Here is a 23,502-nt window from a genome sequence, read left to right on the forward strand (position 1 = left end):
GCACCACTGCCGACAAGGACGCCATGAGCACCGTCATCACCAACATCGCCAGTCTGGTCACCAACGATCCCTCCCTCGGTGACAAGTCCCCCCTCGGTCTGATCCAGGACGCGGCCGTCGTCATCGACGGCGACCGCATCGCGTGGACCGGTGAATCAAGCAAAGCACCCGCCACTGACAATCGGGTCGACGCCGGTGGCCGCGCGGTGATCCCGGGCTTCGTCGACTCCCACTCGCACCTGGTCTTCGCGGGCGACCGCACCCAGGAGTTCAACGCCCGTATGTCGGGCCGCAGCTACACGGCGGGCGGCATCCGCACCACGGTCGCCGCGACCCGCGCCGCCAGCGACGAGGACCTGGAGCGCAACCTCACCCACTACCTCCGCGAGGCCCTCCACCAGGGCACCACCACCTTCGAGACGAAGTCGGGCTACGGCCTCACCGTCGAGGACGAGGCGCGGGCCCTGCGCATCGCCGCCGAGCACACCGACGAGGTCACCTACCTCGGCGCGCACATCGTCTCGCCCGACTACGCCGACGACCCGGCCGCGTACGTGGCCCTCGTCACCGGCGAAATGCTCGACGCCTGCGCCCCGTACGCCCGTTGGGTCGACGTCTTCTGCGAGAAGGGCGCCTTCGACGGCGACCAGGCGCGCGCGATCCTCACCGCCGGCAAGGCGAAGGGCCTGCACCCGCGCGTCCACGCGGGCCAGCTCTCGTACGGCCCTGGCGTCCAGCTCGCCGTCGAGCTGGACGCGGCGAGCGCCGACCACTGCACCCATCTGACGGACGCCGACGTCGACGCGCTCGCGAGCGGCGACACCGTCGCGACACTGCTCCCCGGCGCCGAGTTCTCCACCCGCGCCGAGTGGCCGAACGCCCGCCGTCTGCTCGACGCGGGCGTCACCGTCGCCCTCTCCACGGACTGCAACCCGGGCTCGTCCTTCACCTCGTCCGTCCCGTTCTGCATCGCCCTCGCCGTACGGGACATGCACATGACTCCGGACGAGGCCCTCTGGTCCGCCACGGCGGGCGGCGCGGCGGCCCTGCGCCGCACCGACATCGGCCGCCTCACCCCCGGCGCCTACGCCGACCTGGCCTTCCTCGACGCCCCGAGCCATGTGCACCTGGCGTACCGGCCGGGCGTACCGCTGGTGTCGGAGGTGTGGCGCCGCGGGGCTCCCATCAGCCGGCGCTAGCGGTAGCGGCTCCGGTCACGTAGCGGCAGGGGCAGTGGCAGCGGCTCCGGTCAGGTAGCGGCAGTGGCAGTGGCAGCGGTAGCGGCTCCGGTCACGTAGCGGTCGCGCCCGCCCGCCACCGCTGGTCCTCCCGCCCCTGCTCCGGAGCGAGGAAGAGCCCGTCGCCGTACGGCGTGACCGCGTGGTCCGGGGCGATGTCCGGGCGGATCACGCCGTCGCCGTCGACCGTGAAGCGCAGGTTCATGCCGTTGCGGCCGTAGACCGACCGGCACTCCCAGATGCCGACGCCCCGGTCCGTGGAGCCACGGCTGTCGAGGCAGAAGTCGGGGTCGGCGTACGACTGGAGGACGCCGCGGTCGGTGTCGACGCGCCACATCTGGGTGGGGGACGAGGTGCAGCGGGCCGTGATGACGTCCGTGCCCAGGTCCATGTCGCCGTCGCGGATGTCCAGGCAGCGGCCCGAGTCGGCGTTCACCACCTGGGCGTAGGTGCCGTTCGGGGGATGCGGCGCGGCGCGCGTCGGCGAGGGCTTCGGCGTCTTCGAGGGGGTCTTCGAAGGCTTCGGCTTGGGTGTGGGCTTCGGCGACTTGGTGGTGTGCGTGGGGGTGGGGGACGGGGACGGCGTCACCGACACCGTCGCGGTCACCGTCACCGGTGGCGGCGCCGCGGGAGTGCGTACCGAACCGGCCGTCTGCGCGGGCTCCGATCCGCCCGACGTCAGCAGGAACAGCAGCAGCGGCGCCACCGCGACGCCGAGCGCCGCGGAGGCGAGGACCAGGCGCCGGGAGGGCAGCCAGGCCCAACCGGCCTTCGGCGTCCGGGGAGTTGGCGTCTCGCCCGCGCCGCCCGCCGCGTATGCCGCTCCGCCCCACGGCAGCAGCCCCTCGGCCAGCGCCTCGCGCGGGGTGTCGCGCAGGGCGACCAGTTCCTCGTACGCGGCGGCGCAGTGTGCGCAGTGCGCCATGTGGGCCTGCAGGTCGGCGCTGTAGCGCGGGTTCTCGGGGTGCGCCGCCTCCTCGATCAGCCGGCGGAAGTCCTGACAGCGTGGGTTGCCGGAGCGGGCGAGGCGTGCCTTGAGACAGGCCTGGCGCAGCGTCTGGAACGCGGGCCCCTTGCCGTACGTCACGTCCTGGGGCGTGGCCCCGATGAGCAGCGCGGTCCTGGCGTCGGGCTCCCCGTCGACGACGCCGTACCAGACGAGTCCCTGGACGCGGGTCGGCAGCGCCTGGAACGCGTCGAGCATCGGCGGTACGGGGCCGGCCGGAGGCAGCACGGGACCAGTCGGAGACAGCACGGGTCCAGTCGGAGACGGTGCCGGTCGAGCCGTGGACGGTGCGGAGCCGGCCGGACGCGGCACGGCTGCGCCCGGACCGCCCGCCTCGCGGAGGTGGGCGAGCAGCCCGGGGTCGAGGCGGCTGCCGCGCTCGTCCAGGACCCAGGAGGCGGCCACCCGCCCCGCCAGGAGCAGCAGTTGGTGCCGCCACGGCCCCCGAGGATCGATGCCGCGCTCCGTGTCGCGGGCCGCGAGGGCGAACGCCTGCGCCGTGAGCTGCCGTGCGGCGGACTCGCCCACGGTGCACAGGCGGGCGTACGAGAGGACCGCGGGCCGGTGGCGCAGCCGCAGTTCGCGCAGCGCCGGATACGCGGTCGCGGTCTCGGCGCGCAGCAGTTCGGTGAGCCGCGCGTCCGAGACGGTGGCGAACATGCCGCCACCCTCGGTGCCGCCTTCGTCCCCGTCCCCGCCCGCGGACCCGCCCCTGACCTCGTACCCGTCGCCGCGCGCGTACCCGTCCCCGGTGTCGTCAGCGTCGGTCCGGCCGGCCCCAGCCATTCCCGTGCCTCCTCGCATCCCCATGCTCCGCCCGCCGGAGTCTTGACCTACCGGCGGGTATGGGGGGCCCATAGTGGTGGAGGTGAACCTTTGGGGAAAGGGGTTCCCGCGAGTAACCCGGCCCGATGCCAAGCTGTAACTGCGCCCGGCGCCCCCTCATTTGGGGCACCGGGCGCAATCGACAACCAGAGGCCGTCACTCCTCGACGGTCGTCCTGGGCCGTCACTCCTCGACGGTCAGACCCTTCCGCAGCCGCACGAGCGTGCGCGACAGCAGCCGGGAGACATGCATCTGGGAGATGCCGAGCTCGTCGCCGATCTCGGACTGGGTCATATTGGCGACGAAGCGGAGCGAGAGGATCTTGCGATCGCGCGGCGGGAGTTCGGCTATCAGGGGTTTCAAGGACTCCACGTACTCGATGCCTTCGAGCCCGTGGTCCTCGTAGCCGATGCGGTCCGCGAGCGCGCCCTCGGAGTCGTCCTCCTCGGGCTGGGCGTCCAGCGAACTGGCCGTGTAGGCGTTCGAGGCGGCCATGCCTTCGACGACCTCGTCGTTGCTGAGGCCCAGTCGGTCCGCCAGCTCTCCCACTGTCGGCGCGCGATCGAGCTGCTGGGCGAGTTCGTCACCGGCCTTGGCCAGGTCGAGCCGGAGTTCCTGCAGCCTGCGCGGTACGCGCACGGACCAGGAGGTGTCGCGGAAGAAGCGCTTGATCTCGCCGACGATCGTCGGCATCGCGAAGGTGGGGAACTCCACACCGCGGCTCAGCTCGAAGCGGTCGATCGCCTTGATCAGGCCGATGGTGCCGACCTGGATGATGTCCTCCATCGGCTCGCTGCGGGAGCGGAAGCGGGAGGCGGCGAACTTGACCAGCGCGAGGTTGAGTTCGACGAGTGTGTTGCGGACGTACGAGTAGTCGTGGGTGCCCTCTTCGAGGGACTCCAGCCGCCCGAAGAGTGTCTTGGACAGGGCCCGCGCGTCCACCGGCCCCACCTCGTCGTACGGGGGGATCTCCGGAAGTCCGGCGAGTCCGTCGAAACCGCCGGTTCCTTCGAATCCGCTGGTTCCTGCGGATCCGCTGGTTCCGTCGAAGCCGCTGATTACGTCGAAACCGTTGGTTCCAGCTGTTTCGTCGAGGAGCTCCGGGCGTTCCAGAGGGGGTGTCGACGTCGCTGTCCGGGTCTGCGATGCGTCGAGCCGGGGTGACATGGTGTCCTCCATCGTTCTCGGCATATGGCCGCCGATGCCAATTCGTGCACTGCGGTGTGCGGCGCCTCCAAAGCCGGCCGTGTCGAATAGGTGTCTCTACTAGCCCTACCCGCTTTCGCAAGGCCGCCGCAAGTGCGTTTCATTGCGAAATGTCCATTTTCGGGGGGTTGTTCGGGTGTCAGGGGTCGTGGGGAAGGCGTAGTGTTCCAGTGCGTACATCAGCAGTCGCGACGCTCGGGAGAGAGACGGCATGGACCGCGGGACGGTCGGCAGCGCACAGTCGGGCCGGCTTCTTGTCGAGGTGCGGGAAGAGGGCTCAAGCGCCGTCGTGACCCCCGCGGGTGAGTTGGATCACTACACGGCCGATTTGTTGCGTGAGCCACTCGATGACTGCCTCGAAAAGGGGTACGCCCGCCTGGTCGTCGACTGTTCACGCCTCGAGTTCTGCGATTCCACCGGCCTCAATGTGCTGCTCGGCGCCCGGCTGAAGGCCGAGGCCGCGGGCGGCGGGGTCCATCTGGCCGGGATGCAGCCGGTGGTGGCCCGGGTCTTCGAGATCACCGGGGCAGAGGCCGTCTTCACCGTCCACGAGACGCTCGAAGCGGCCCTGGCCGACTAGTCCGACCGGCCCTCCTCCATCCGAGTAGTGCCTCAGTTTCCCCTGCGTGATCGGCGCGTTACCCGCGTCACATCTTCCGTGTCGAATAAGTGGGTGTTCGGACGGTTCGGTCGGGCAGGAGACATCCTGAATATGTCGGCAGCGCATATGTCGGCAGCCCACGCGGGGAAGGCGGCGCACATGCCGTTGATCCATATGTACAGAGCCTTGAACGCACTGAGTCTTGAAACGTACTGAGTCTTGAATCGTGAACCGGTGAATCGGTGAGGTGAAGCGCTGATGAGCACCACCCGGCCTTACTCGCCGGGCGACCGCGGCCCGGAGTCGGGCGATGGCGGCGCTTCCGGGGTGTCCGGAGACGGCGTGACGCCCGGAGGCGGCGCGCCCCCGGGCGGCGTGGCCGCCCCCTCCGCCCGCCGCCAGGCCCGCAGGCTGAGCTTCGACGGCGAGAGCGGCGTCGTGCCGCTCGCCCGCGACTTCACCCGGCAGGCGCTGTACGCGTGGGGCTGGCTGCCTGCCGCGAGCGCCGACCGGCGGGCCGCCGCCGAGGACGTCCTGCTGGTCGTCTCCGAGCTCGTCACCAACGCCTGTCTGCACGCCGAGGGCCCGGACGAGCTCTGGATCGCCTGCGACAGCAAGGTGCTGCGCGTCGAGGTCTCCGACCGGGGCACGGGCCAGCCCGCCCCGCGCACCCCACACCGCGCCGGACGCCCCGGCGGCCACGGGATGTTCATCGTGCAGCGGCTGTGCCTGGACTGGGGGGTCGTCAGGACTCCGGGGGTCGCGGGCAAGACCGTATGGGCCGAGCTCGGGGCGCCCGCCTAGGGCTCTGGGGGCACCCGCGTAACTGCCACCATGGGTTACCCGCGGTTCGAACCCATCTTCGTACATCACCTCATGCGCGCCGGATCCCCACGGATCCGGCGCGCACTTTGTCTTCCCTCCACAAGTCCCCGGGCGTACCTTGACGGCCGATCTGATGTTCCGTCAGGAATGAGGCCCCGAGGTGTCGTACCGGACGTACCAGAAACGAACCGCCGCGCTCGCGTTCGCCGCGGCCCTGGCCGGCTCGGCGGTGCTGATGGCCGCCCCCGCAGCCCAGGCCGCCGTGGTGAACGTCAACTACCAGTGCAAGACGCCGATCGGTGACAAGAGTGCCGTCTCGCCCATCGACATCAAGAGCGTCAAGAGCGGCAGCGGCTACAAGCTCACCATGTCCTGGCAGAAGGGCGTCTCCTCCAGCCCCGTGGAGCTGGGCAAGGGCGCGATGAGCCCGAGCGCCGTCATCAAGGTGGGCGGCGCGGACAGTGGCACGGTCGCCGTGAGCGGCCCGGCCAACGCCGCCGCGATCCCCGCCAACACCCCCATCAAAATCAGTGACTTGAGCGGCACGTACACGCCGAAGAAGACCGGCAAGGTCACCTTCACCGCGGGTGTGCTCACCATCAAGGCGCTCGGCACGACGACCACGTGCACGCCCTCGAACAACCCCAAGCCCTCGCTGACCCTCGACGTCACGGCCGCGAGCGGCGGTTCCGGGTCGTCGAGTTCGGGCCAGGCCCAGACCGGCTCCGACTCCGGCGGCCAGCTCCCGCAGACCGGCCCCGAGGACTCGGCGATCGCCCTCGGCACGCTCGGCGGCACGGTGCTGCTCGCGGGCGCGGCGGGCGTGCTGTGGCTGACACGGAGGCATCAGGCGGTACGCCGCTGACGTCTTTCGTACGTCGTACGCCCCCCCGTCTCCCGACCACCGCCCCTCAACGAGGCTCCCCCAGAGCCGAAAGCCTGGGGGACCCCCACCGCGCCGCCCCTTCCCACGGGAGCCGCTCGATGCCGTACGCACTCTCCGCCGCCCGCGCGCTGGGCCTGACCTTGCTGTTGCTGGGCATGGCACCGGTGGCCGCGGCCGACGACGGCTGGTCCGTCCTGCCGGCCTCGGGTACCGCGGACACGACGGACGGTCGGCCGTACGTCTACGCGGAGGGCGCGCCCGGCACGGTCCTGCAGGACGCGGTGTCCGTGCTCAACCCGGGCGCGCGGCCGCTCACCGTCCGGCTGCGCGGCGCGGACGGCGACAACACCGCGAGCGGCGGCTTCACCGTACGGAAGAAGCCGAAGGACACGGGCGCCTGGATCGGCTTCGCGCGGGAGGCGGACGGTCGCCGCGTGGCGGTGCGTGAGGTGTCCGTACGGGTTCCCGCGCACACCCGCGCCGATGTGCCGTTCACGGTGAGCGTCCCGGCGGGGGCGGCGCCCGGCGACCATCCCGGCGCGATCGTCGCGAGCGGCGGCGGACGGTCCTCCGCGGTCCGGGTCCACCTGCGGGTGAGCGGACCGACGTTGTCGGCGCTGACCGTCGAGCACGTCGCCGTGCGTGCCGGCCGGATCTCGTACGAGCTGGTCAACCGCGGCACCACCGTCCTCACCCCGAAGGTCGCGGTGCACGCCGACGGTGTCTTCGGCGAGCTCCTCGACCGCGCCCCGCGCACCCTCCCCCTCGAACTCCTGCCGGGCCGCCGCGTCACGCTCAGCGAGCCGTGGCACGACCCCCCGGTGCTGGACGCGGTCGACGTGCGGCTGACGGTGACGGCGGCGGGCGGGGCGCGCGACACGGCGACCGCGTCGGCGCGGTTCGTGCCGTGGGGCGCGGTGGCGGGGGCGGCGGGTGCCCTCGCGGCGGCAATCGGCGCCTTCGTGGCCGTACGGCGTCGCGGGCGTCGCACGGCCGACGGCGGGACGGGTGAACAGCCGCGTACAGAAGTCGAGTTGACGGGAGCGGTGTCGTGAGCGTCAAGGTGCGGATGGCGGCGCTGGGGGTGGTGCTCGCGCTCGTCCTGGTCCCGGCGGCAGGGTTGGGCTCCGCGTCCGCGGCCGGGAAGCCGAGCGTGAAGCTGTCCACGTCCCAGGCGGGGACGGGCGGTTCGATCACGGTGACCGGCAGCGGATGGCGGCCGAAGACCTTGCTGATGATGCTGATCTGCGGGCAGTCCGTGCCGTCCCGGGGTGTGATCGGCGGCACCAACTCCTGTGCCAACGCCGACGGGCGGGCCGTCACCACCGACACGAAGGGGAACTTCAGCAAGAAGCTGCCGGTCACCGAGCCGCCCAAGCCGTGTCCATGCGTGGTGCACGTCGCCACGGTCACGGGGGAGAAGGCGGAGGCGGACGCCATCTTCATGGTGGCCGGGCACTCGGTCGAACCGCTGCCCAAGGAGGAGAGCGGCGGGCGGCTCTCGGTGCTGACGGACACCCGGCTCGACGGGTCGAGCGGCCTGCTCACCTGGTTCGGCTCGCCCCCCTCCCGCAAGCTCGTCTTCACGGTCGGCAACGTCGGCACCGCCCCCGTGAAGAACCCCGTCTTCCAAGTCGGCACCTCCCACGGGGTGTTCGCTCCGCAGTGGGAGGAGCAGCAGTGGCGCGGCACGATCGCGCCCGGCCGGAAGGCGCAGATCACCCTCCCGGTCGAACTGTCGGCCGGGGCGCACGGTGACTACACGGTCTCGCTGAAGTACGGCGGGAAGGTACTCGCCGAGCAGCCGTGGGGCGTGGGCCGCCCCTGGGGCGTGACCCTCTTCTGGATCCTGCTCTGCGTGGTCGTACCGGGCGCGGTCTTCCGCATCGGGATGGCCGTGGTCGACCGGGTGCGGCCGCGCAGGTCGAACGGGCGCGGGAGCGGGCGGCACCGGGGCCTGCGGCTGCCCGAACTCACCGTACACCTACCGAAGTTGAGCACCCAGTCGGCCTCCACGCCAGTGTCGTCGACTACCTCCACGACCCCGACCACCCTGCCGTGGTTCACGCCGGACAGCGATCCGGGGACCGTGGCGAACGGTCAGCTCTCCGCACCGCAAGAGAACAGTCCGACGCCCCCGACCAGGAAGGGAAACACGTGAGAACGCAACGGAGAGTGGTACCGCCAAGGGGACGGAGAGCGAGCGCGGCCGGGGTCGCGCTGATGCTCGGCGGCGCGGGCATCCTGCTGGGAGTGGCCGCGGCCCCGGCGCAGGCCGCCGAGGTGTCCTACAAGACGGAGTGCGTGCCGCCCTCGATCTCCGGGCTGCCCCCGGTCGAGGGCACGACGAAGGTGGAGATCACCGCGCCCGCCGAGGCGAAGGTGGGCGACGAGGTCACCATCACCTGGAAGTTCGTCCAGGCGGCGTCCAAGAATCCTGACGTCATCGACCTGGAGAAGGACACGGTCAAGCCGACGGGCACACTGAAGGCGGGCGGCGCCCAGACGGCGGACATCGCCATGGAAGGGCCCCGGTCGAACCCGGCGATCCCCAAGAACAGCGACATGAAGCTGTCCGACATGACGGGCAAGCTGAAGCTGACGGCGGCGGGTGACGTGACGCTGACCCCGGACGCGTACAACATCAACGTCAGCAAGCCGCTGTCCACCGACACGAAGTGCACGCCCAAGGAGACGGTGCAGTCGGCGGCGACGATCAAGGTGACCGGGAGCGGCGGGAGTACGGGCGGACTCCCGACGGTGACACCGACCCTGCCGACGGGTCTGCCGACGCTCCCGACGGGGCTGCCCACGGGCTCCGCGACCCCCTCGCCGAGCGCGAGCGAGACGGGTGACGACAGCGGCGGATCGAGCACCGGGGGCGACGACGGCGGGTCCAGCACTGGCGGCGACGGCGGCCAGAGCGACTTCACCGGCAAGGAAGTCTCCATCCCCTACGAGTGCAAGACCCCCATCGGCGACAAGAGCGCTACGTCTCCCGTGCAGATCAACGCCAAGAAGAACGGCGGGAGTTTCGACCTCACCGTCCAGTTCAAGAAGTCCGTGATGGACAGCCCGGCCGACATCCCCGCGGACTCGGTCAAGCCGTCGATGGAGGTCGTCCTGGGCGGCTCCGACAAGGGCACGGTCCATGTCGAGGGCCCGACCAACGCCAAGGAGATCAAGTCCGGCGACCCGATCGAGATCCCCGACCTCACCGGCACGTACAAGCCCGGAGCGAGCGGTGAATCGACCCTGTCGCCGGGTGTGTTGACGGTGAAAGCTCTCGGCACGACGACGACGTGCACGCCGTCCAGGACGGAGGTCTCCCTGACCCTGGACACCACGGAACAGGCGAGCGGCGCCTCGGGAGGCGACTCCTCGGGCGGTACGTCGTCGTCGAGCGGCGGCCTCGCAGAGACGGGCTCCGACAGCCATGACGCCCTGAAGGCTCTGGGCCTGGTCGCGGGAACCGTGATTCTGCTCGGCGGCGCGGTGTTCACGTTCATGCCGGGGCGCCGCCTGCGCTGAGCTCGGGAGTTTCTTCGCCCCCTCCGCCCCTGCCCGTCCCGTACCAGCCTTTCGGCTGCGGGTGGGTGGGGGCTGGTCGCGCAGTTCCCCGCGCCCCTTCAGGGGCGCGACCAGCCCCCACCCCCAGCCGCCGAAGGGCCCCGCACTGAGTGGTGCGGGACCCTTCGTTGGGACAAGCGCTACGCGTACGTCAGTGGACGTCGCCCATGAGCTGCTTGACCTTCTTGCGGTACATCCAGACGGCGACACCGGCGATCACGGCGAGCGTGGCCTCCAGGGCGACGATGCCCGTCTTGTTGAGGTCGACCTCGGCGATGGAGAGGAGACCGGTCGTGGCGTCACCGGCGGTGACGGCCAGGAACCAGACACCCATCATCTGGGAGGCGTACTTCGCGGGGGCCATCTTCGTGGTGACCGACAGACCCACCGGGGAGACCGTCAGCTCACCGATGGTCTGCACGAAGTAGATCGCGACCAGCCACATCGCGGCGGCCTTGTGACCGCCCTCGGCGATCGTCAGCGGGGCCAGGAAGAGGAAGAACGAGGCGCCGATGAGGACCAGACCGGAGGCGAACTTCACCGCCGTGCTCGGCTCCTTGCCGCGCTTGTTCAGCGCCAGCCACGCCCAGGCGAAGACCGGGGCGAGCGCCATGATCATGACCGGGTTGACGGACTGGTACCAGGAGACCGGGAACTCCCAGCCGAAGATGGTGTTCTCGGCGGAGGAGTCGGCGAAGATCGACAGGGTCGAACCACCCTGGTCGTAGATCATCCAGAAGACGGCCGCGGCGACGAAGAACCAGATGTACGCGGACATCTTCGACTGCTCGACGCGGTCCAGGTCCTTGTCCCGCTTGATCCGGGAGATGACCATGATCGGGATGATCAGACCGGCGAGCGTGATCGGGACCAGCAGCCAGTTCAGCGTGTAGTGGCCCGAGAAGCCGACGATCGCGTAGAAGACGACGGCCACGGCCGCCCACATCGCGGACTTGCGCAGCGTCGAGGCCTTCTCCTCGGCGGACAGCGGCGTCGGAATGTGGTGCGAGCGCGCGCTGAGGTGACGGCCGCCGAGCAGGTACTGGGCGAGGCCGAGGGCCATGCCGAGCGCGGCGAGCGCGAAGCCCAGGTGCCAGTTCACGTTCTCACCGACGGTGCCGATGATCAGCGGCGCGGCGAAGGCACCCAGGTTGATGCCGATGTAGAAGAGCGTGAAGCCACCGTCACGGCGCGGGTCGTCCGGACCGTCGTAGAGGTGGCCGACCATCGTGGAGATGTTGGCCTTCAGCAGACCGGAGCCGATCGCGACGAGACCGAGGCCCCCGTAGAAGGTGCCGGATGTGGGCAGGGCCAGCGTGAGGTGGCCGAGCATGATGATGACGCCCGCGACGGCGACCGTCTTGCGGGGGCCGAGGACGCGGTCGGCGAACCAGCCGCCCGGCAGGGCGAGCAGGTACACCAGCGACAGGTACACCGAGTAGATCGCGGTCGCGGTGGCCGCGCTCAGGTGCAGGCCGCCCGGTGCGACCAGGTACAGCGGGAGAAGGGCCTTCATGCCGTAGTAGGAGAAGCGCTCCCACATCTCGGTCATGAAGAGAGTGGCCAGTCCGCGGGGGTGGCCGAAGAAGGTCTTCTCGGAACCGGGGGTGCCCGGGGTGACCGAGTCCTTCGTCAGGCTGGACGCCATGGTCGTTCCTTGCTGGTCTGGACGCGCGGCATGAGCGTTGCGCGCCCGGTGGGGGCGGCCGGCACCGGCGGAGACTCGACGTCCGCCCCACGCCCACGGGGAGTCCGCTCCGGATTGCGAAGCGGTGGACGGCGACCACCGGGATCCACGCCCTTCACGCGTCAGCGCGCTCGGGGCCCGGCCACAGGTCATTCCTTTCAAGGCTGGCGAACACCAGCCCGCACACAAAAGAGACCTTCAGCGTCAAATGAGCGCCAAAGGTCACGGTGTGGTGCTACAGGCGTCCGGTCACCATACGCCATGCCAATGCCGCATATGGAAGGACTTGAGACACGGATCACAGGTGATGTTGGAACCATGGACACCCATTCGAAGGTGCTAACAAGGATCGCACCCCACAGCCGCAGGTAAGAATCACACGGGTAGAGGGTGTGAATCACGGATGCCGATCGCCCCACAGCTGCCGTCCGTGGCGGACTACCATCACCCCATGACCCGTGTACTGCTCGCCGAGGACGACGCGTCCATCTCGGAGCCACTGGCCCGCGCACTGCGCCGGGAAGGCTACGAGGTCGAGGTGCGCGAGGACGGACCCACCGCGCTCGACGCCGGAATGCAGGGCGGCGTCGACCTGGTCGTTCTGGACCTGGGCCTGCCCGGCATGGACGGCCTGGAGGTGGCGCGCCGGCTGCGTGCCGAGGGGCACACCGTCCCGATCCTCATCCTGACCGCGCGCGCCGACGAGGTGGACACCGTCGTCGGTCTCGACGCGGGCGCCGACGACTACGTCACCAAGCCCTTCCGGCTCGCCGAACTCCTCGCCCGCGTCCGGGCGCTGCTCCGGCGCGGCGCCGCCGAGCCCGCGCAGCCGCCCGCCACGCACGGCGTGCGCATCGACGTCGAGTCTCACCGCGCCTGGATGGGCGACGAGGAACTCCAGCTCACGGCCAAGGAGTTCGACCTGCTGCGGGTCCTGGTCCGCGACGCCGGACGGGTCGTCACCCGCGACCAGCTGATGCGCGAGGTCTGGGACACCACATGGTGGTCGTCCACCAAGACCCTCGACATGCACATCTCCTGGCTCCGCAAGAAGCTGGGCGACGACGCGGCGAATCCCAGGTACATCGCGACGGTACGGGGTGTGGGCTTCCGCTTCGAGAAGAGCTAGCGGCGGAAAGTTTCAGCCCGTCCGGCGTTTGAGGACGAGCGCGTCAGCGCGATAGCGGGGGTCTGGGGGCGCAGCCCCCAGTTACGGGACGGGTAGGGGCGGAGGGGGCGGAAAAAGCCCTCCACCCGGCCCAGTGCAACGTCAAGGCACACTGGTCCACGTACAGCCACCTGCCCGGAGGGCCCCGTGCGTCGCCGTCTCATCCAGTCCACGCTCGCCGTCGTGCTCGTCGTGATCGCCGTCTTCGGCGTATCCCTCGTCATCGTCGAGACCCGCACGATCAGCAACAGCGCCCAGGAAGGGGTGGACTCCGAGGCGCTCCGGCTGGCGAGCATCGTGGACAGCCGCATCCTCGGCGACGAGAACATCACCGGCGAGATCCTCAAGAACCAGGTCTCGGACAAGCGCTACGCCGTGATCAGGATTCCCGGCCGGCCGCCCATCGAGGTCGGCACCGAGCCCACCGGCGACGTCATCCACTCCACCGCCGAGGGCGAGGAGGGTGAGACGGTCACCGTCCAGGAGCCGCGCTCGTCGGTGACCCGCGAAGTCGGCCGTACGCTCCTGATCATCGGCGCCGTCGCCCTGCTGGCGATCGTCGCCGCCGTCCTCCTCGCCGTCCGCCAGGCCAACCGCCTGGCCTCCCCGCTCACCGACCTCGCCGAGACCGCGGAACGGCTCGGCTCAGGCGACCCCCGCCCGCGCCACAAGCGGTACGGCGTCCCGGAGCTGGACCGGGTCGCCGATGTCCTGGACGGCAGCGCGGAGCGGATCGGGCGCATGCTGACCGCCGAGCGCCGCCTTGCCGCCGACGCCTCCCACCAGCTCCGTACGCCCCTCACGGCGCTCTCCATGCGGCTGGAGGAGATCACGCTCACCGACGACCCGGACACGGTGAAGGAGGAGGCGACGATCGCGCTGACGCAGGTCGAGCGGCTCACGGACGTCGTCGAACGCCTGCTCACCAACGCCCGCGACCCGCGCACCGGCTCCGCCGTCTCCTTCGACCTCGATGAGGTCATCAAGCAGCAGCTGGAGGAGTGGCGCCCGGCCTACCGCAGCGCGGGCCGCGCCATCGTCAGCTCGGGCAAGCGGCATCTGCAGGCGGTCGGCACGCCGGGCGCGGTCGCGCAGGTCCTGGCGGCCCTCATCGAGAACTCCCTCATGCACGGCGGCGGCACCGTCGCCCTGCGCACCCGCGTGACCGGCAACCAGGCGGTCATCGAGGTCACGGACGAGGGTCCCGGCGTCCCCACCGACCTGGGCGCCCGCATCTTCGAGCGCACGATCAGCGGCCGCAACTCCACGGGGATCGGCCTCGCCGTCGCCCGTGACCTGGCGGAGGCCGACGGGGGCCGCCTGGAGATGCTCCAGGCGCAGCCGCCGGTGTTCGGGCTGTTCCTGTCGCGTACGCCGCTGAAGCGGCCGCCGAGGGATGAGGAGACGGAGCCGACGGTGCGGTAAAAGAACGCCGGGACGGGCGGGCGAGCTGGAAACCCGCCGCGGAGCGGCGGAGATCTGGCGCGGAGCGCCAGGAGACGGGGGCCTCGGAGCGCCGGGGAGCCAAGGCTTCTAGTTCACCTTGACCCGCGGACGCGGCTCCGCGTCCAGGAACGATTCCGCACTGGCCACCGCCTCGCGCGCCGGCAGCGCCCGGAACACCCACGTGCGGTACGACCAGAACCGGAACAGCGTCGCGACGCCGATGCCGAGGAACTTGAAGACGTTGCTCTGCAGCGGGCTGTCCCAGCCGAACCCGTACGTCGCCGCGTACAGCACGCCGTTCTCGATGACCAGCCCCACCACGCTGAACAGCAGGAAGAGCGTCAGCTCCTTGGTGCGGCCGCCCTTGTCACGGTCCCGGTAGGTGAAGTAGCGGAACCCGATGTAGTTGAAGACGATCGCGACGACCGTGGCGATGACACTGGCCCGCACGACCTGCAGCCCGGTGACATGGCGTACGAGGTTGAACACGAGCAGGTTGACGAGCAGCCCCGCCCCGCCGACCGCCCCGAACTTGGCGATCTCGCGAAACAGCAGGTCGAACCGGCGGCGAACCGCGCTGCGAGGCCTCGCATGAGACCCCGAAGAAGCACTGCCCATGGTGTCGCCAGCCCCCGTCGGTGGATGTGTCGGTCGAATACGTCAACTCAGCCATGCTAACCAGCGCCCCCGTCCGGCGCCTGTGTACGGACTCACAGGTAAGAAAAGTGGCGGTCACCGGCACGGAAAGTCAGCCTTACGGGCACGGAAACCGGCCACCATGGCGCGGCCGATACCCTAGGTGCGTGACGTTCCCGGTAGTCGGCATGGTCGGCGGGGGGCAGCTCGCTCGTATGACACACGAGGCGGGCATCCCGCTCGGCATCAAGTTCAAGCTCCTCAGTGACACCCCTCAGGATTCCGCGGCGCAGGTCGTCAGCGATGTCGTCATCGGCGACTATCGCGACCTCGACACGCTGCGTGACTTCGCGCGGGGCTGCGACGTGATCACCTTCGATCACGAACACGTACCCACCGAGCACCTGCGGGCCCTGGAGGCGGACGGCATCCCCGTCCGCCCGGGGCCCGACGCGCTCGTGCACGCCCAGGACAAGGGCGTGATGCGCGCGAAGCTCGACGAGATCGGTGTGCCCTGCCCACGGCACCGCATCGTGAGCGACCCGCAGGACGCGGCAGCCTTCGCGGAGGAAGGGGACGGCTTCCCGATCATCCTCAAGACCGTCCGCGGCGGCTACGACGGCAAGGGGGTGTGGTTCGTCCGCTCCGTCGAAGAGGCCCACGAGCCCTTCCGCGCCGGCGTCCCCGTCCTCGCCGAGGAGAAGGTCGACTTCGTACGGGAACTCGCGGCGAACGTTGTCCGCTCCCCGCACGGCCAGGCGGTCGCGTACCCCGTCGTCGAGTCGCGGCAGGTCGACGGCGTCTGCGACACGGTGATCGCCCCCGCGCCCGGCATACCGGACGAGCTGGCCCTCCAGGCCGAGGAGCTCGCCCTGCGCATCGCCAAGGAACTCGGCGTGGTCGGTCATCTGGCCGTCGAGCTCTTCGAGACGACCGACGGCCGCATCCTCGTCAACGAACTGGCCATGCGCCCGCACAACTCGGGCCACTGGACCCAGGACGGCGCGATCACCTCCCAGTTCGCCAACCACGTCCGCGCGGTTCTCGACCTCCCCCTCGGCGATCCGCGCCCGCGCGCCAGGTGGACGGTCATGGTGAACGTCCTCGGCGGCGACTACCCGGACATGTACTCCGCGTACCTGCACTGCATGGCCCGCGACCCCCAGCTGAAGATCCACATGTACGGCAAGGACGTGAAGCCCGGCCGCAAGGTCGGCCACGTCAACACCTACGGCGACGACCTCGACGACGTGCTGGAGCGCGCCCGTCACGCTGCCGGATACCTGAGAGGCACGATCACCGAATGAGCCCGGTTGTAGGCATCGTCATGGGGTCGGACTCCGACTGGCCCGTCATGGAGGCCGCCGCGCAGGCGCTCGACGAGTTCGAGATCGACTACGAGGTCGACGTCGTCTCCGCACACCGGATGCCGCACGAGATGATCGCGTACGGCGAGCAGGCCGCGGAGCGTGGGCTCAAGGCGATCATCGCGGGCGCGGGCGGCGCCGCCCATCTGCCCGGCATGCTCGCGTCGGTCACCCCGCTGCCCGTCATCGGCGTGCCCGTCCCGCTGAAGTACCTCGACGGCATGGACAGCCTGCTGTCGATCGTGCAGATGCCGGCCGGTGTGCCGGTCGCGACCGTCTCCGTCGCCGGCGCACGCAACGCGGGCCTGCTGGCCGTCCGGATGCTCGCCGCGCACGACGAGGAACTCCTCGGCCGTATGCGGGAGTTCCAGCAGGAGCTCAACGACCAGGCCACCGAGAAGGGCAAGCGGCTGCGCGCCAAGGTCGAGGGCGCGAACAGCGGCTTCGGCTTCGGGAAGTGACGCGCATGTCGCCTCTCGACCAGGCCCGGGAGCTGCTCGCCGAGTTCCCCGTCGTCGACGGCCACAACGATCTCCCCTGGGCGCTGCGCGAGCAGGTCCGCTACGACCTCGACGCCCGCGACATCGCCGCCGACCAGAGCGCCCACCTGCACACGGACCTGGCGCGCCTGCGCGCCGGCGGCGTCGGTGCCCAGTACTGGTCGGTGTACGTCCGCTCGGACCTGCCCGGCGCGGTCACCGCGACGCTCGAACAGATCGACTGCGTACGGCAGTTGATAGCCCGTCACCCGTCCGACCTGCGCGCCGCGCTGACCGCCGCCGACCTGGAGGCGGCGCGGACGGAGGGCCGTATCGCCTCGCTCATGGGTGCGGAGGGTGGCCACTCGATCGACAACTCCCTCGGTGTGCTGCGGGGGTTGTACGCGCTCGGCGTGCGCTACATGACCCTCACCCACAACGACAACATCGCGTGGGCGGACTCGGCGACCGACGTCCCCGCCGTGGGCGGTCTGTCGGCCTTCGGCCGTGCGGTCGTCCGGGAGATGAACCGCGAGGGCATGCTCGTCGACCTCTCGCACGTGGCCGCGACGACGATGCGCGACGCGCTCGACACCTCCGTCGCTCCGGTGATCTTCTCCCATTCCTCCTCGCGCGCCGTGTGCGACCACCCGCGCAACATCCCGGACGACGTCCTGGAGCGGCTGCCCGCCAACGGGGGAGTGGCGATGGTGACGTTCGTACCGAAGTTCGTCCTCCAGGCGGCGGTCGACTGGACGGCCGCGGCCGACGAGAACATGCGCGCCCACGGCTTCCACCACCTCGACACGACCCCCGAGGGCATGAAGGTCCACCGCGCCTTCGAGGAGAACAACCCGCGCCCGATCGCCACGGTGGCGACGGTCGCCGACCACCTCGACCACATGCGCGAGGTCGCCGGCATCGACCATGTCGGCATCGGCGGCGACTACGACGGCACCGCGTTCACCCCGGACGGCCTGGACGACGTCTCCGGTTACCCGAACCTGATCGCCGAGCTGCTGGACCGCGGCTGGTCGAGGGCCGATCTCGCCAAGCTGACCTGGCAGAACGCCGTACGGGTGCTGGGCGCGGCCGAGGACGTGGCCCGCGACCTCCAGGCGCTGCGGGGCCCGTCGAACGCGACGCTGGAGCAGCTGGACGGCTGACGCAGCCGCTGGTGGGCGGGGGTGCCCGGGGGGCGTACCCCCAAACGCCCCGCCCACCAGGAAGGCCCGCGGGCTCCGTGCCACGGTGGCGGTAGTGCGATCTTCACCATCCACCCCACGGAGTCCGTCATGGCAGACCTGCAGGACGAACTGCACGCCACCGCCGAGGTGGGAGAGCTCGGCCGGCCCGTTGCCTGGCCGGAGGCGGAGTCCCTGGAGACCACGGAGACCGACCTCGGGACCGACGCGGAGTCCGATGCCCGGACTGACGCCGGGACCGACGCCGGGACTGACGCGGAGTCCGACGCCGGGACCGACCCGCTGGAGCGGGCCCACGCCTTCCTCGTCGGCCACCCCGTCGCCGACGGCTACAGCGGTCTGCCGTGGGCGCTGCGCCACCTGCCCTGGTTCGACCTGGAGCTGGGCGAGTGCGCCGTGGACACGGATGTGCCGCGGATGCGGGAAGGGCACGTCGGCGCGCTGTTCTGGTCGCTGCACCTGCCCGAGGGCCTCGCCGGGGACCGTGCCGTCGGCGCGACCCTGGAGCAGCTGGATCTGGTGAAGACGGTGGTCCATGCGCACCCCGAGGGCCTGCGCATGGCGCACAGCGCCGCCGAGATCACCGACGCCCGGCACTGCGGCCGCGTCGCCGTCGTGCTCGGCCCCGCCGGAGCGTCCGCGCTCGGCGACTCGATGGGCATCCTGCGCGCCCTGCACACGCTCGGCCTGCGCGTCCTCACCCTCGCGGGCGCCTCCTGGGCGAGCGAGGCGGGCCTGACCCGGTTCGGCGAGGAGGTGCTCCGCGAGATGAACCGCCTCGGCGTCCTCGCCGACCTCTCCGGCACCTCGAACGCCACGATCGGCCGGGCCCTCGCGGCCTCCAAGGCCCCGGTCGTGTTCACCCGCTCCGCGGCCTGGGCGCTGCGCCCCCACCCGGCCAACCTCCCCGACGACCTCCTCGCCGAACTGGGCACGGCCAAGGGCCTGTGTCTCATCCCGCTCACGGCCGAGCAGACGGGCCCCTCCGTCCGGGACGTCGCCGACCACCTCGACCACGTCCGCGCCCTCGCGGGAGCGGAGTGCGTCGGCCTCTCGGGGACGTACGACTCCGGAGCCGCCCACCCGCAGGACCTGGGCGACGCCTCCTGCTACCCGCGCCTGATCGCCGAGCTGTTCTCCCGCGGCTGGTCCGAGACCGACCTCGCCCTGCTCACCTGGGGCAACGTCCAACGGGTGCTGCGCGGCGCGGACTTCACGGCCCGCGTCGCCCAGCAGCGCCGCGAGCCGTCGTCGGCGAAGATCGCCGACCTGGACGGATAGCCGGCCGTTCACGGGTGCTCGATCCGCGTCCACGGGTGCTCGATCCGCGTTCACGGATGCCCGACCGCGTTTGCGGGCGCTCGTTTACGGGTGCGTGGGTGCGCGCTCCGCGTCTACGGGTGCGCGATCCGGCAGAGGCAGAACGGATGCCCCGCCGGGTCGGCGTACACCTGGAAGTCCTTCTTCTCCCGGTCCTCCAGGTCCAGCGGCCGCGCCCCCAGCGCCAGCACCTTCTCGTGGGCCGCGTCGACCTCCGCCCAGGTGGACCCGGCGTCGAAGTCGATGTGGAACTGCTGCGAGTTCCGGTCGGCGCGCGGCCACTCCGGCGGGGTGTACCCGTCCGCCCGCTGGAAGGCGAGCCGCGGCCCGTCCGGAATCCGGAGTACGACCCAGTCGTCGTCCTCGGCCCGTGGCGTACCGCCGCCCACCTGGGCGTAGAAGGCGGCGAGCGCGCGCGGATCGGGACAGTCGATCACGACGGAACGGAAACGTGCCACAGCAGGCATGAGACCTCCAGGGTCAGCAGGCGCAGAGACAGAACGGGTGCCCCGCCGGGTCGGCGTACACACGCCAGGAGCGCGACCGGTCCTCGGCGTCCAGCGGCTTCGCGCCGAGCGCGAGCACGCCCTTCTCCGCCGCGTCCAGGTCCTCGACGGTCAGATCCAGATGGAACTGCTGCGAGTCGTCGGGCGCCGGCCACTTCGGCGGTACGTGTCCGGGGGCGGCCTGGAACGCCAGCGGCCGGCCGCCGGGCACCTCGAGGTCGACCCAGTCGCCCCCGCCCTGGACCGTGCCGCCGAGCACCTCGGCGTAGAACCCGGCGAGGGCGCGCGGGTCGGGACAGTCCAGGACGACGACGCCCAGTTTGGCGAGAGCCATGACTTCCTCCCAATGGAGATGAGTTACCTGTAGACCGCTTTAAGCGGTAACCATGGTTACTGCATGCTCCCGCATAAGAGGTAACGTCGCAACCATGAATGACCGCGCACCCGCACCCGGCGGCCTGGCCCTGATCCAGTCCCTGGTGAACACCCTCGACATCGAGTCGGGCGCGGACGCCCTGGACACGGCCGAGAGTCGGGCGCGCTTCGAGCTCGGGGAGTCGGAGGTGGAGGCGGCACGCGAACTGCGGGAGTCGCTCCGCGTGGCGTGCCTGGCGCACGCGGGCCATCCCGCGCACCGGACAGTGATCCCGCTCGGGGAACTCCTCGCGCAGGCGCCGCTACGGGTGACGATCGACGAACGGGACGGCAGTGCGGGCTTCGCCCCCGCCACCTCCGTACCCCTCATGTCCCGTGTCGCGGCGGCCATCGCAGAGGCGCTCGTCGAGGGCACCTGGCCACGTCTGAAGGCCTGCGAGTCGCCGACCTGCCACTGGGCGTACTACGACCGTTCCCCGGCCGGCTGGGGCCGCTGGTGCTCGATGTCGGTGTGCGGGGCGCGCGCGAAGATGCGGCGGTACCGCGCCAAGTAGCCGTGCGGAACGGTTGGTCGAGCGGTCACCGCTCGGCGCACGGCGAAGTGGTGCAGAATGCAACAGACGCCGGTCCGGCCGACTGAGCCTCGGCCGGACCGGCGTCGTCCGTGCGTGTCGCCCGCGCCGCGTCAGGTGACCAGCAGGCGGTTGAAGAACGAGCGGTAGTGGCGCAGCGCCTGGCGCAAGTCCTCGGTGTCCACCTGCTCGCCCCGATTCCACTGTCCCTCCAGTTCCTGTTTGTGATCGGCGAAGGTGGCGGCGAGCTTCTGCATCACGTCCGCGACCAGGGCGTCGGCGGTGTGCACGGCGTCGCGCGGGTCGTCGACGAACGTGCTCTGCACCTCCTGCCAGCGCGCGCGGAACGCTTCCTCGTCCTCCGCGGTGAGGAGTTGGGGAGCCTCTGCCTCCTCCTCGGCCTGGACGTCCGAGCCTCGGGCCTCGTCCCGGGTGCCGGAGTCGTCGGCCGTGGCCTCGGCCGGGGCACCGGAGTCGGCTTCCACGTCCTCGGGCGGGCCGGAGTCGGCTTTCACGTCCTCGCGCTCGCCGGACTCGCCCGCCAAATTCGTGCCCTCGCCAGGGAAGGTCGGCACTTCGGACCGCGTCTCCCTCGTGTCGCTCGTCTCCCTCGTCTCCCTCGTCTCCCTCGTGTCGTTCGTATCGTCCGTGCCCCGGTCGCGAGGCTGGGCAAGGTCCTCGGTGGACAGGCCGCTCTCGGCGGCGGTGTCCGGTGTGTCGTGACGTTGCATCTCTGCTCCGTTCCCGCGTTCGCGAGCCGCTCAGGCCCGGGCGTGGCGGGCTTGGCCCCCGTCGGAGAGCAGTTCTTCGAAGAGGGCGCGGTAGTGCACCATGGCTCCGCGCAGTTGCTCCGTGGTCGCCTGGTGCCGAACGCTGAGCTCGTCCACCTCATGGGCGGCCCGGTAGTGCTCCAGCGTGCGGCCGTGCTCGACCGAGAGGTCCTTGAGCTGCTGCTCGAAGTCCTGGGTCGGATAGCCGCGTTCGTCCATCAGTGAGGTCACCAGACGGTCCGCGTCGTGCACGGCGTCCTCGGGATGGTCCACGAAGGTCTCCTGCACGCTGGTCCAGTCCCGGGCGTACCGATCCCTGACGCTGGTGTCCAGTGGCTTGATGTCCAGCGAGTCGTGCCTCTTCTCGCGGGCCCTGAGCTCGCGTTCGCCGGCCATGCGGGTGTCGGCGTTCTCCACCGTCCGTTCGTACTCCGGACCGAAGCGCTCGCGCAGTTTCCGGCGGCGTACGAGCAGCGAAGCCGCCACGGCGACCAGGGCGATCACCACCACGATGGGAATGATGATCGCCAGAAGTGTCCCTGTCGACATCGGGCAGAACCTCCTCTCGGGGGGCGTGATATGCCCTTATTGATGCTGAATTCCCCCGACTCTTCGGCTAAAACGAAGCAGAAAACGCGCGGGAACGCCCTCACCTCGGTGACCGCCCGGGGGCGTCCGGCTCGGGTGGGGCGCGCAGCTCGCCGAGTACGGACCAGGCGACCGACACCATCGGAACGGCCACGACCGCGCCCACCACACCCGCCAGGACGCCGCCGGCGATGACGGAGACGGCCACGACCACGGGGTGCAGCCGGACCGCCCAGCTCATCACCAGCGGGTGCAGCACGTGGCCCTCGATCTGGCCGATGACGACGATCAGGGCGAGCACCATGATCGCGACGACCGGCCCCCGTGAGGCCAGCGCGACGACCGTGGCCACCGCCAGCGCGATGGGCGAGCCCACCAGTGGGATGAACGCGGCGAAGAACTCCAGCAGCATCAGCGGCAGGGCCAGCGGCACGCGCAGCGCGAACAGGGCGATCCCGACCAGTACGGCATTGGTGGCCGCCACGATGATGATGCCCCGCGTGTACCCGTCGAAGGTCCGCCACGCCGCCCGTCCCCCGCGCGCCCACGGATCCCGCGCGCCCTCCGGCAGCAACTCCTGGAACCAGGACCAGAACCTGTCCCCGGAATGAATGAAGAAGAGCGAGCAGAACAGCGCGAGCACCGCCACGGTGAGCACCTCCACCAACCGCCCGGCCGTGCTGAGCGCGCTGCTGATCAGCAGCGAACGGTGCTCCGAGATGAACGTGGCCACCTTGCCCCGAAGATCCGACACCACCTCATGGCTCACGTGGAAGGGAGCGCCCTCCAGCCAGCGTTCGATCCGCGCGATGCCCCCGGAGAACTCCTGCCCCAGGTCGTCCCACTCTCCGGCCACCAGGCTGCCGATCAGCGCCAGCAGCCCCAGCGCCACCACCAGGCTCCCCACGACGCTCACCGCGACCGCCGCGGGCCTCGGCAGCCACCGCGCCAGCAGATTGGCCGCCGGACGCAGCACCGAGGTGATGACCAGCGCGAGGAACAGCGCCACGGCGACCAGCTGCAACCGACCCAGGATCGTGAAGCCCGCGTACACGGCCGCCCCGAGCACCAGCAGCCGCCATGCGTACGCCGCGGTCACCCGCAGTCCGTGATGCACGGCCACGCCCTCGCGGTCCCCGGCACGCCGCATCGCGGTCCCGGCCGCACGTGCCCGTGCCACGGCCCCCACCCCACGGGCGGGCCGGCTTCCCAGCACGATGAAACGC

23 protein-coding genes are annotated in these 23,502 nt (G+C 70.7%); 14 read left to right on the forward strand and 9 right to left on the reverse strand.

Features of this window, described 5'->3' with window-relative positions:
* Nucleotides 1-23 precede the first annotated feature (23 nt).
* Nucleotides 24-1,199: an imidazolonepropionase gene (hutI, locus tag ACFY0T_RS30445; RefSeq protein ID WP_388877399.1), complete on the forward strand. Its 1,176-nt coding sequence runs from the start codon at nucleotides 24-26 to the stop codon at nucleotides 1,197-1,199.
* 91 nt (nucleotides 1,200-1,290) lie between these two features.
* Here hutI and ACFY0T_RS30450 read toward each other — a convergent pair whose 3' ends face one another.
* Entirely contained in the window at nucleotides 1,291-2,904 is a 1,614-nt protein-coding gene (locus ACFY0T_RS30450) for a ricin-type beta-trefoil lectin domain protein (RefSeq protein WP_388877567.1), read from the reverse strand.
* Between the two features lie 348 nt (nucleotides 2,905-3,252).
* On the reverse strand, nucleotides 3,253-4,248 hold the full coding sequence (locus ACFY0T_RS30455) for an RNA polymerase sigma factor SigF (RefSeq protein ID WP_388877401.1): 996 nt from the start codon (nucleotides 4,246-4,248) through the stop codon (nucleotides 3,253-3,255).
* Between the two features lie 238 nt (nucleotides 4,249-4,486).
* Here ACFY0T_RS30455 and ACFY0T_RS30460 point away from each other — a divergent pair, with 238 nt between their 5' ends.
* From ACFY0T_RS30460 to ACFY0T_RS30485, 6 genes are all read left to right on the forward strand, one after another.
* Nucleotides 4,487-4,855 (forward strand): STAS domain-containing protein, encoded by a 369-nt coding sequence (locus ACFY0T_RS30460; RefSeq protein ID WP_388877404.1) that lies wholly within the window; start codon nucleotides 4,487-4,489, stop codon nucleotides 4,853-4,855.
* Between the two features lie 279 nt (nucleotides 4,856-5,134).
* Complete coding sequence (locus tag ACFY0T_RS30465) at nucleotides 5,135-5,680, forward strand: ATP-binding protein (protein ID WP_388877407.1); 546 nt, start codon at nucleotides 5,135-5,137, stop codon at nucleotides 5,678-5,680.
* 181 nt (nucleotides 5,681-5,861) lie between these two features.
* Nucleotides 5,862-6,566: an LPXTG cell wall anchor domain-containing protein gene (locus ACFY0T_RS30470; protein WP_388877410.1), complete on the forward strand. Its 705-nt coding sequence runs from the start codon at nucleotides 5,862-5,864 to the stop codon at nucleotides 6,564-6,566.
* Nucleotides 6,567-6,685: 119 nt separating this feature from the next.
* On the forward strand, nucleotides 6,686-7,642 hold the full coding sequence (locus ACFY0T_RS30475; RefSeq protein ID WP_388877413.1) for a hypothetical protein: 957 nt from the start codon (nucleotides 6,686-6,688) through the stop codon (nucleotides 7,640-7,642).
* Nucleotides 7,643-7,656: 14 nt separating this feature from the next.
* Nucleotides 7,657-8,748: a hypothetical protein gene (locus tag ACFY0T_RS30480; RefSeq protein ID WP_388877570.1), complete on the forward strand. Its 1,092-nt coding sequence runs from the start codon at nucleotides 7,657-7,659 to the stop codon at nucleotides 8,746-8,748.
* Between the two features lie 62 nt (nucleotides 8,749-8,810).
* Complete coding sequence (locus ACFY0T_RS30485; RefSeq protein WP_388877573.1) at nucleotides 8,811-10,118, forward strand: hypothetical protein; 1,308 nt, start codon at nucleotides 8,811-8,813, stop codon at nucleotides 10,116-10,118.
* Between the two features lie 190 nt (nucleotides 10,119-10,308).
* On the opposite strand, the gene ACFY0T_RS30490 is transcribed toward ACFY0T_RS30485, so the two are convergent.
* Nucleotides 10,309-11,805, reverse strand: coding sequence for an oligopeptide:H+ symporter (locus tag ACFY0T_RS30490; RefSeq protein WP_388877415.1), 1,497 nt, complete (start codon nucleotides 11,803-11,805; stop codon nucleotides 10,309-10,311).
* Nucleotides 11,806-12,295: 490 nt separating this feature from the next.
* Between ACFY0T_RS30490 and ACFY0T_RS30495 the strand changes: the two genes are divergently transcribed.
* Together ACFY0T_RS30495 and ACFY0T_RS30500 are read left to right on the forward strand one after the other, a co-directional pair.
* Nucleotides 12,296-12,973 (forward strand): response regulator transcription factor, encoded by a 678-nt coding sequence (locus tag ACFY0T_RS30495; RefSeq protein ID WP_058928367.1) that lies wholly within the window; start codon nucleotides 12,296-12,298, stop codon nucleotides 12,971-12,973.
* Nucleotides 12,974-13,159: 186 nt separating this feature from the next.
* Complete coding sequence (locus ACFY0T_RS30500; RefSeq protein WP_388877418.1) at nucleotides 13,160-14,437, forward strand: ATP-binding protein; 1,278 nt, start codon at nucleotides 13,160-13,162, stop codon at nucleotides 14,435-14,437.
* 108 nt (nucleotides 14,438-14,545) lie between these two features.
* Here the strand turns inward: ACFY0T_RS30500 and ACFY0T_RS30505 are convergent, their stop codons facing one another.
* A complete protein-coding gene (locus ACFY0T_RS30505; protein WP_388877421.1) occupies nucleotides 14,546-15,076 on the reverse strand; it encodes a GtrA family protein in 531 nt (176 codons plus the stop codon).
* Nucleotides 15,077-15,261: 185 nt separating this feature from the next.
* Between ACFY0T_RS30505 and ACFY0T_RS30510 the strand changes: the two genes are divergently transcribed.
* From ACFY0T_RS30510 to ACFY0T_RS30525, 4 genes are all read left to right on the forward strand, one after another.
* Entirely contained in the window at nucleotides 15,262-16,401 is a 1,140-nt protein-coding gene (locus tag ACFY0T_RS30510) for a 5-(carboxyamino)imidazole ribonucleotide synthase (RefSeq protein WP_388877424.1), read from the forward strand.
* Nucleotides 16,398-16,922, forward strand: coding sequence for a 5-(carboxyamino)imidazole ribonucleotide mutase (gene purE, locus ACFY0T_RS30515; protein WP_388877427.1), 525 nt, complete (start codon nucleotides 16,398-16,400; stop codon nucleotides 16,920-16,922). Before ACFY0T_RS30510 ends, purE begins: the two co-directional genes overlap by 4 nt.
* 5 nt (nucleotides 16,923-16,927) lie before the next feature.
* Entirely contained in the window at nucleotides 16,928-18,106 is a 1,179-nt protein-coding gene (locus ACFY0T_RS30520) for a dipeptidase (protein WP_388877430.1), read from the forward strand.
* A gap of 129 nt (nucleotides 18,107-18,235) precedes the next feature.
* Complete coding sequence (locus tag ACFY0T_RS30525) at nucleotides 18,236-19,426, forward strand: dipeptidase (protein WP_388877433.1); 1,191 nt, start codon at nucleotides 18,236-18,238, stop codon at nucleotides 19,424-19,426.
* A gap of 113 nt (nucleotides 19,427-19,539) precedes the next feature.
* Here the strand turns inward: ACFY0T_RS30525 and ACFY0T_RS30530 are convergent, their stop codons facing one another.
* A complete protein-coding gene (locus tag ACFY0T_RS30530) occupies nucleotides 19,540-19,932 on the reverse strand; it encodes a VOC family protein (protein ID WP_388877436.1) in 393 nt (130 codons plus the stop codon).
* Between the two features lie 13 nt (nucleotides 19,933-19,945).
* A complete protein-coding gene (locus ACFY0T_RS30535; RefSeq protein WP_388877439.1) occupies nucleotides 19,946-20,305 on the reverse strand; it encodes a VOC family protein in 360 nt (119 codons plus the stop codon).
* Nucleotides 20,306-20,399: 94 nt separating this feature from the next.
* On the opposite strand from ACFY0T_RS30535, the gene ACFY0T_RS30540 reads away from it, so the two are divergent.
* Nucleotides 20,400-20,900, forward strand: a complete 501-nt coding sequence (locus tag ACFY0T_RS30540; RefSeq protein WP_388877442.1) for a CGNR zinc finger domain-containing protein — start codon at nucleotides 20,400-20,402, stop codon at nucleotides 20,898-20,900.
* 131 nt (nucleotides 20,901-21,031) lie between these two features.
* On the opposite strand, the gene ACFY0T_RS30545 is transcribed toward ACFY0T_RS30540, so the two are convergent.
* From ACFY0T_RS30545 to ACFY0T_RS30555, 3 genes are all read right to left on the reverse strand, one after another.
* Nucleotides 21,032-21,649, reverse strand: coding sequence for a hypothetical protein (locus ACFY0T_RS30545; RefSeq protein ID WP_388877445.1), 618 nt, complete (start codon nucleotides 21,647-21,649; stop codon nucleotides 21,032-21,034).
* A 30-nt stretch (nucleotides 21,650-21,679) separates the two neighbouring features.
* Entirely contained in the window at nucleotides 21,680-22,237 is a 558-nt protein-coding gene (locus ACFY0T_RS30550) for a hypothetical protein (protein WP_388877449.1), read from the reverse strand.
* A gap of 100 nt (nucleotides 22,238-22,337) precedes the next feature.
* The gene (locus ACFY0T_RS30555) at nucleotides 22,338-23,456 is read right to left on the reverse strand and encodes an AI-2E family transporter (RefSeq protein ID WP_388877452.1); all 1,119 of its coding nucleotides are present in this window, start codon (nucleotides 23,454-23,456) and stop codon (nucleotides 22,338-22,340) included.
* Nucleotides 23,457-23,502 lie beyond the last annotated feature (46 nt).

The sequence above is a fragment of the Streptomyces sp. NPDC001530 genome, assembly GCF_042894545.1.
Lineage (GTDB): Bacteria > Actinomycetota > Actinomycetes > Streptomycetales > Streptomycetaceae > Streptomyces.

What these genes read in the sequence shown, in the direction of transcription:
- ACFY0T_RS30525 (WP_388877433.1), top strand. Translation starts at nt 18,236, where the DNA reads ATGGCAGACCTGCAGGACGAACTGCACGCCACCGCCGAGGTGGGAGAG.
- ACFY0T_RS30455 (WP_388877401.1), bottom strand. Translation starts at nt 4,248, where the DNA reads ATGGAGGACACCATGTCACCCCGGCTCGACGCATCGCAGACCCGGACA.
- ACFY0T_RS30450 (WP_388877567.1), bottom strand. Translation starts at nt 2,904, where the DNA reads ATGTTCGCCACCGTCTCGGACGCGCGGCTCACCGAACTGCTGCGCGCC.
- purE (WP_388877427.1), top strand. Translation starts at nt 16,398, where the DNA reads ATGAGCCCGGTTGTAGGCATCGTCATGGGGTCGGACTCCGACTGGCCC.
- ACFY0T_RS30535 (WP_388877439.1), bottom strand. Translation starts at nt 20,305, where the DNA reads ATGGCTCTCGCCAAACTGGGCGTCGTCGTCCTGGACTGTCCCGACCCG.
- ACFY0T_RS30545 (WP_388877445.1), bottom strand. Translation starts at nt 21,649, where the DNA reads ATGCAACGTCACGACACACCGGACACCGCCGCCGAGAGCGGCCTGTCC.
- ACFY0T_RS30505 (WP_388877421.1), bottom strand. Translation starts at nt 15,076, where the DNA reads ATGGGCAGTGCTTCTTCGGGGTCTCATGCGAGGCCTCGCAGCGCGGTT.
- ACFY0T_RS30480 (WP_388877570.1), top strand. Translation starts at nt 7,657, where the DNA reads ATGGCGGCGCTGGGGGTGGTGCTCGCGCTCGTCCTGGTCCCGGCGGCA.
- ACFY0T_RS30490 (WP_388877415.1), bottom strand. Translation starts at nt 11,805, where the DNA reads ATGGCGTCCAGCCTGACGAAGGACTCGGTCACCCCGGGCACCCCCGGT.
- hutI (WP_388877399.1), top strand. Translation starts at nt 24, where the DNA reads ATGAGCACCGTCATCACCAACATCGCCAGTCTGGTCACCAACGATCCC.
- ACFY0T_RS30475 (WP_388877413.1), top strand. Translation starts at nt 6,686, where the DNA reads ATGCCGTACGCACTCTCCGCCGCCCGCGCGCTGGGCCTGACCTTGCTG.
- ACFY0T_RS30495 (WP_058928367.1), top strand. Translation starts at nt 12,296, where the DNA reads ATGACCCGTGTACTGCTCGCCGAGGACGACGCGTCCATCTCGGAGCCA.
- ACFY0T_RS30530 (WP_388877436.1), bottom strand. Translation starts at nt 19,932, where the DNA reads ATGCCTGCTGTGGCACGTTTCCGTTCCGTCGTGATCGACTGTCCCGAT.
- ACFY0T_RS30465 (WP_388877407.1), top strand. Translation starts at nt 5,135, where the DNA reads ATGAGCACCACCCGGCCTTACTCGCCGGGCGACCGCGGCCCGGAGTCG.
- ACFY0T_RS30540 (WP_388877442.1), top strand. Translation starts at nt 20,400, where the DNA reads ATGAATGACCGCGCACCCGCACCCGGCGGCCTGGCCCTGATCCAGTCC.
- ACFY0T_RS30550 (WP_388877449.1), bottom strand. Translation starts at nt 22,237, where the DNA reads ATGTCGACAGGGACACTTCTGGCGATCATCATTCCCATCGTGGTGGTG.
- ACFY0T_RS30520 (WP_388877430.1), top strand. Translation starts at nt 16,928, where the DNA reads ATGTCGCCTCTCGACCAGGCCCGGGAGCTGCTCGCCGAGTTCCCCGTC.
- ACFY0T_RS30460 (WP_388877404.1), top strand. Translation starts at nt 4,487, where the DNA reads ATGGACCGCGGGACGGTCGGCAGCGCACAGTCGGGCCGGCTTCTTGTC.
- ACFY0T_RS30485 (WP_388877573.1), top strand. Translation starts at nt 8,811, where the DNA reads ATGCTCGGCGGCGCGGGCATCCTGCTGGGAGTGGCCGCGGCCCCGGCG.